The sequence below is a fragment of the Psychromonas hadalis ATCC BAA-638 genome (assembly GCF_000420245.1).
Lineage (GTDB): Bacteria > Pseudomonadota > Gammaproteobacteria > Enterobacterales > Psychromonadaceae > Psychromonas > Psychromonas hadalis.
The window spans coordinates 22,100-29,036 of the sequence record NZ_ATUO01000028.1; the positions used below are offsets into that span (position 1 = coordinate 22,100).

At 39.0% G+C, this 6,937-nt stretch carries 6 protein-coding genes; 3 read left to right on the forward strand and 3 right to left on the reverse strand.

The annotated features are described in order from the left end of the window. Positions 1 to 276: 276 nt before the first annotated feature. On the reverse strand, positions 277 to 1,287 hold the full coding sequence (locus G322_RS0105440; RefSeq protein ID WP_022940798.1) for a LacI family DNA-binding transcriptional regulator: 1,011 nt from the start codon (positions 1,285 to 1,287) through the stop codon (positions 277 to 279). Positions 1,288 to 1,468: 181 nt separating this feature from the next. On the opposite strand from G322_RS0105440, the gene nhaC reads away from it, so the two are divergent. The 3 genes from nhaC (at position 1,469) to G322_RS0105455 (ending at position 4,822) form a co-directional block, all read left to right on the forward strand. Then, positions 1,469 to 2,950 (forward strand): Na+/H+ antiporter NhaC, encoded by a 1,482-nt coding sequence (gene nhaC / locus G322_RS19990; RefSeq protein ID WP_022940799.1) that lies wholly within the window; start codon positions 1,469 to 1,471, stop codon positions 2,948 to 2,950. A gap of 221 nt (positions 2,951 to 3,171) precedes the next feature. Continuing rightward, entirely contained in the window at positions 3,172 to 4,341 is a 1,170-nt protein-coding gene (locus G322_RS0105450) for a MalY/PatB family protein (RefSeq protein WP_022940800.1), read from the forward strand. A gap of 130 nt (positions 4,342 to 4,471) precedes the next feature. Beyond that, complete coding sequence (locus G322_RS0105455; RefSeq protein WP_022940801.1) at positions 4,472 to 4,822, forward strand: RidA family protein; 351 nt, start codon at positions 4,472 to 4,474, stop codon at positions 4,820 to 4,822. A gap of 226 nt (positions 4,823 to 5,048) precedes the next feature. Here G322_RS0105455 and tcdA read toward each other — a convergent pair whose 3' ends face one another. Then, positions 5,049 to 5,849, reverse strand: coding sequence for a tRNA cyclic N6-threonylcarbamoyladenosine(37) synthase TcdA (gene tcdA, locus G322_RS0105460; RefSeq protein WP_022940802.1), 801 nt, complete (start codon positions 5,847 to 5,849; stop codon positions 5,049 to 5,051). A gap of 194 nt (positions 5,850 to 6,043) precedes the next feature. Further along, complete coding sequence (locus G322_RS0105465) at positions 6,044 to 6,487, reverse strand: helicase-related protein (protein WP_022940803.1); 444 nt, start codon at positions 6,485 to 6,487, stop codon at positions 6,044 to 6,046. Positions 6,488 to 6,937 lie beyond the last annotated feature (450 nt).

Genomic DNA, 6,937 nt, shown 5'->3' on the forward strand with positions numbered 1-6,937 from the left:
TTTCTTAGTAACTACTCAGCACCCCTTCAAATTTGAGGTGTTTTTATAAAAATGACCTGAGTAGTTACATTTCTTAATCGAAATAGGGTTATATACCCATAATAGTTTTAATTCGGTCACACCCACGTTTATTGTTACACTTTTTATGACGTGATTCTAAAGCTAATTTTTCTTGGGAAGTTTGCTATATTTGCATTCTGTTAGTTTTATCTTTTGAACTTAAATTTCAATGTTTTTCCTAATTGCGAAGCATTTTCAAAGATCACGGGTATATAGTTATCTGTTTAATTTTCCCTCGGTGCGAGGTAAAGTTACTGATTCTCGCTTAATCAACAAAGGGTGAAAGGCTCGTGAAACATTACTATCTTTTCCTTCTAAAGAGATACGTGCTGCATTAATAGCCATACTTTCGATCGGATTGCGAATGGTGGTCAATTTAGGGGTGAAATAGCACGGAGGTAATACGTCATCGAACCCAACGATTGACAGTTGCTCTGGTATCGATATTCCGTGCTCTTTAAATACTTGAATAGCAGCAGCTGCAAAAAAGTCGTTAAACGCAACCATTGCGGTCATAGGCAGCCCTTTATTTAGAAAGTTAGTGGCTGCTAATGCGCCCCCAGACTCTCCAAATGGAACTTCTTCTACCCAATCAGGATTAAATTCAATTCCCGCATCATTAAGTGCACGACGGTAACCATCCAGACGAAGAAATTTATCATCAATTTCGATATCACATGACAAAAATGCAATTTTTCGATGCCCTTGATCGATGAGATATTTGGTGGCTTGATAGGTACCTTCACTTTGATTCAGCCATACACACTGATCTTCGATAGTGGGAACGCAGCGATTTATCACAACGAATCCGGGGATTTTTTTAGCGTATTGAACCAATGCTTGATCACTCATTATTTTACTATGGATGACAATATTCCGACATCCTTTACTTACCATAAATTTGATTGCATCTTCTTCACATTCAGCATCGTAATTTCCACTGGCGACAATCATTTTTTTATTATATTGCTTCGCAATTTTTTCGATGCCTTGACTCAATAACCCATAAAATGGAGAGTTAAAACGGCTTACAATTAATCCAATAACATTTAACTCTTGGTTAATGTTAAGGCGTTGATTTCCTTTTATTTTGTATCCAACCTGAGTCATTGCAGATTCAACCTGCATCACTGTTTCAGGTGATACATTTGATGATTGGTTAATCACGCGTGATACGGTTGCTGTTGAAACGCCTGCCACTTTTGCAACATCGTTAATTGTAGCCATTGTAAACCTCTTATTGAAATTAATGTAAATTACATCGTAAAATGCAATTTTTACATTAGTGATCTCTGTCACAGAACCCTGCAATGTAAAAATATATGCTTACATCCATAATTTAAGCAGAACTATCCACTTAAATCTGATTTTTACTCTAATACGTATAATAACTTGGGATGTAATTTACATGAAAAATGAAATGGTATCTACTCCATCTGTTGGATTGGCATTATTGCCAATATTAACCATGGTGCTTTTTTTAGTCGTAGGTTATGGCATCCTTGGCTTGCCGATTGAAAGCCTATTACTTGCATCCGCTATTGTTGCTTCTGGGGTGGCTTGGAAGTTAGGTTATAGCTGGAATGATATTCAAAATTCCATTGTTGATCGCCTATCACAGGCTTTACCTGCGGTATTTATTTTAGTACTTGTCGGTGGATTAATTGGTAGTTGGATGATTGGCGGTACCATTCCGATGCTTGTTTATTATGGACTAAAATTCATAAGCCCTGAATACCTCATTCTAACTGCATTCTTAGTCACTAGTTTTGTTTCATTATGTACAGGTACTTCTTGGGGCTCAGCAGGAACAGTAGGTGTTGCGCTAATGGGGGTTGCAACAGGTATGGATGCAAACCTTGCGGCTGTTGCAGGTGCGGTCGTTTCTGGTGCCTACTTTGGTGATAAACTCTCTCCTCTTTCTGATTCTACAAATTTTGCTCCTGTGGTTGCTGGTACAGATCTTTATTCTCATATACAGCATATGCTGTGGACAACAATTCCTGCATTCCTACTTGCATCCATTGTCTTTTTCTTTGCGGGTAGTAGTGAGGTTTCTACAGCAATACCTGAAAACATAATTGCAATTTTGGCAAACCTTGATGAATTATTCACCCTAAATATCTTTTTATTACTACCTCCTGCTCTTATATTATGGGGAGCTATTCGTAAACTTCCTACGATCCCACTGATGGTCACTGCAATTGTCATTGCTATTGCGAATGCGATTATTTTCCAAGGCTTCGACCTCAGTACCGCTCTTACATCAATGTTAAATGGATTTAATGCTTCAATGCTAGCAAACGCTGGGCTTGGTGATATTGAAGTGATTAATGACGTATTAACCTTGGTGAATCGTGGTGGCATGAATTCAATGATGAGTGTGGTGTTACTGGTTTTTTGTGCATTCTCATTTGCAGGTGCACTGACGTTAACGGGTGGCCTGAAGGTACTTGTTGAGTTACTTTCAAAAGGCATCAAAGGAACAACTAGTCTGATTGGCGCAACAATAGTGACTACCTTGGCTGTTGTATGCACAACATCAGACGGAAAACTGGCTCTTTTAATTCCTTCAGAGTTATTTCGTGATACCTATAAGCGCATGCAGCTTGATCCGAAAAATTTATCTCGCACAATTGAAGATGCCGGTACTGTGATTGAACCTTTGATCCCATGGACTAACGCAGGTGTATTTATGGCTGCAACTTTAGGGGTTTCTACCCTCGATTACTTACCATGGGCAGTGCAAAACTATTCTGGTATTTTCTTCGCGATGATTTGGGCTTCTAGCGGTATTGGTATTGCTAAGCTTAAAGTGGTCGCAGTGAAAGATCATGTCAAAGAGCAAGATAAAACAGAAAATAGTACAACTGCCAGCGCGGTTGCGTAGCTTATACCAATCCGGCTAAGTAACTGATCGTTTTTACTGGTTTAAATTACTAATATCTGCGTTGCATTCAATCGCAATAGCTGGCTATTACTTAATCATGCGCCTTGACCTTAGTCATTGACCCTGCGTAAAACCTGATCATTATATTAAGCGGAATGGTATTAAATAGATGATATTAAGGGAAGCTTGATTTTGAGTTTCTCTCTTTTAGTGAGGACATTATGCAACACGAATTAGATACAGTTATCAATCGCTATGATACCGATTGCTTGAAATGGGATTACATGGAAAAATGGCTCGGTATCCCAAAAGGAGAAGCGCTACCAAGTTGGGTATCTGACTGGGATTTTAAAGCACCCGCGTTTATTACTGATCCACTTAAAAAACGAATTGAACACGGCGTATTTGGCTATTCAGAACGCAGTGATGAGTATTTTAACGCTGTTATTGATTGGTGGTCTGATAACCATCAGGTAGCGCTAAAAAAAGAGTGGTTTCATACGACGCCGGGAAGCTTGCCTGCTATTGCAATGTTGATTGAATGTTGGAGTAATCCTGGTGATCAAGTTTTGGTATTTAGCCCGGTTTATCATGCGTTCTATCGAACGATTGAGAATACAAATCGTACGCTTGCTATTTCTGCGCTTGAAAATAATGAGGGTTATTACACCATTAACTTTGATGATCTAGAAAAGAAATTACAAAATGGCGTGAAAATTCTTATGTTTTGTAACCCTCATAATCCTGGTGGACGAGTTTGGAGTGAGCGGGAAGTGACTAAGGTATGTGCGCTTTGCCATCAATACGGTACGTATATTATTTCAGATGAAATCTGGGCTGACATTGTATTTAGTGGTCATAAATTCTTTAGTTGTTTGCGGGTTAATCCTGATTACCTGAGTAAAATGGCGGTATGCATCGCGGCAACAAAATCATTCGGCCTACCATCCATGCGTTTAACTAACACTATGATCCCAAATGAGCATGAAGCAGAAGCGCTAAAATCTAAATTACTTGCCTATGGTATTGATGTTTATAGTTCACTTAGCCTATTAGCAAACCAATCGGCATATCGCCATGGAAGAGAATGGTTAGATAGTACGCTTAGCTACCTAGAAAGTAATAATCAAATATTAGCAGAATTCGTGAGTACAGAATTAACTAAAGTTACTTACCGAAAGCAAGAATCTACTTACCTTGCATGGCTGGATTGCAGAGCACTTGAATTGACTGATGAAGAGCTTGAAAGGCGACTTTACCAAGCAGGTGTCATTCCAACAATGGGTTATAACTTCGGTGAGCAAGGCAAAGGGTTTATTCGTCTAAATTTAGGGTGCCCAAAGTCTATCTTAAAAGAAAAAATTGTCCGTTTACGTCGCGTACTTAAATAACCATAAATATAACGTAGTTAAGTGAGCTGATTACAAATTTACTAATTTCAGAGGAGCTGAGATGGGCTATGCTCACTGTTTCCCTTGTTTTTTATATTACCTACACGAATAAAAATAAAAAAGAGTAAATATGATAGAAAGACAACAGAAAAAACAACGAATGAGTCGTGTCGTTAAGCACAATAATACGATTTATCTTTGTGGACAAGTGTGTGCTGATGCAACGAAGCCGATCACCGAGCAAACTCAAACTATGCTAGATAAAGTAGATAAATTACTTTTAGAAGCGGGTAGTGATCGTGAACATATTTTATCAGCAACTATCTATGTAAAGAATATGTCTGAGCACTTTGCACCCATGAATACAGTGTGGGACGCTTGGGTTATAGAAGGCCATGCACCAGCAAGGGCTTGTGTAGAAGTAAGCATGGCCAGAGAAGAGTTATTGGTTGAAATTTCAGTCATCGCAGCCAGTAAATAATGACCAAAGGGAGTTCCTAATGTCGTTAGACTTAAGTTTGATCACTGTATTTTAAAGTTTTTTTAAAAAATGAGTTAACCTTGAAAGTGATCGTTGCTATTAAACGGAGCCCCCTTTTACATTATAAAGGGGTATATTTCTATTTAAAGAACCTTAAATGATTTCCTGAATTTGGTCAGGTTTTTATTATCTACAGAGATTTAAACAGATCCTACAATATTAATGTTTATTTTGATAAAGTCGCATCCATTCTTTTGAGCATCTTCTTAAGCATAAAACTCACCCCAATAAAGGCAAAGCTTGCCGTGACCATGGTTGATGCGCCAAAACCGCTTTCACAATCCATTTTCATACTGCCGTCAGATTCGGCTTTCTCTTTGCACACTTCGCCATTTATATCGGGGTAACTCAGTTGCTCGGTTGAAAATACACAATCAATATGAAATCGACGTTTCACGTTTTTACTGAAATTGAAATGGCGACGTAACTCAGAGCGTACTTTTGCAGCTAATGGATCTTGAATTGTTTTGGCTAAATCGGTGACTTTAATTTGTGTCGGATCAAGTTGTCCACCTGCACCACCACAAGTGAGTAGGGGGTATTTATTACGTTTACAGTGGGCAACCAAGGCAACTTTAGCGTGGATGCTATCAATCGCATCAAATACGTAATCCATGTCGCTAGAGAGGTAATCAAAGCAGTTTTGTTTGTCGATAAAGTCATCAATGCAGTTAACAATAATATCAGGGTTTATCTGTTTACAACGTGCTGCCATCACCTCTATTTTTTGTTTGCCCACCGAATCAGTTAACGCATGCACTTGGCGATTAATATTGGTCACGCACAAGTCGTCCATATCAATCAGAGTGATCTGGCCAATGCCTGATCGCGCTAACGATTCCACTACCCAAGAGCCAACACCCCCAATGCCAACCACACAGATATGACTATTTTTGAATTGTTGTAACGCTTTTGTGCCATATAAACGCTTAATACCACCAAAGCGGTTATTGTATTGTTCAGTCATTGTTATGCTCTTGCTAGTTTGGGTGGCAGAATAGTGCCTTGAAAGTCGGGTCAGATCAAACTTAATCAGAAGGTGGATTCAACCTATTTGTCTACTGATAAGCAGATCTACGCTACATGGTCGCTACAGCGTGTTTTTACCGATAAAAATAGCCGAAAAATTAAATCTACATTTAAGTTTGATCTGACCCGACTTTATTCAAGTAATGCTAACATCTGTTCGACATCAAGTTTGCCACTGACTTTCTCATTGCCCGATAACAAGTTATTGGCGAGATCACGTTTTTGTGCGTGCAGTGCGATTATCTTCTCTTCGATGCTGTTTTCCATGATCATACGGTAAATAGTCACAGGGCGTAGCTGTCTCATGCGATGCGCGCGATCGGACGCTTGTTGGCGTTTTTTAGCCGGTGTTGATCCATCTAAATATTGGAAACTGATATTACGCTCAATCAGCACCGCTTTAAGCAGTGATAAGTGGCCAACAAATTGGCTAAAGACTAACGCTTTATGTTTTTTTTCAATCAAATCTTCCACCAGTTCAATAAAGGCTTGCTGTTTGGCACTACTAATCACTAACGCTGCATTTACCAGTTTCGGATGACAGCAGGCTTGGCGTAAACGAGTGATTTCAGCCAATATTTTTAGTTTTTGTGTGCCTTTATTACTCCCTTCGTTTTCAGAAATTCGATTAACAGCTTGGCGACGACATGCTTCATAAAAAGCGAGCTCTTCAGCGCTCGCCTTGATACTGATATTGATCTCGGTGCGCGCAGGTAATTCGGTTAATCAATACCTTCGCCAAAATGGAAACCAACCCATTTTGGCTGACTTTTTTGCCTGTATATATTTGATTTGTATTGGTGTGAAATTCCATTTTAAGCTTAAATAAAAATTGGCGAAGGTATTGAAGTACAGTTAACCACCAATCCAGTGATTTTTCTTGATTGCTTCTCTTTCTATAAATGAAAACACGCAGGACTAAAGTCCCACTTCCCAAAAGCAAACTAATTATTCCTAGGAAGTGGGAGCGAATTGAACGTCAGTTCAGTCTGATGAGCGGGTAAGCTCTGCGAACCCTTTCTTTAG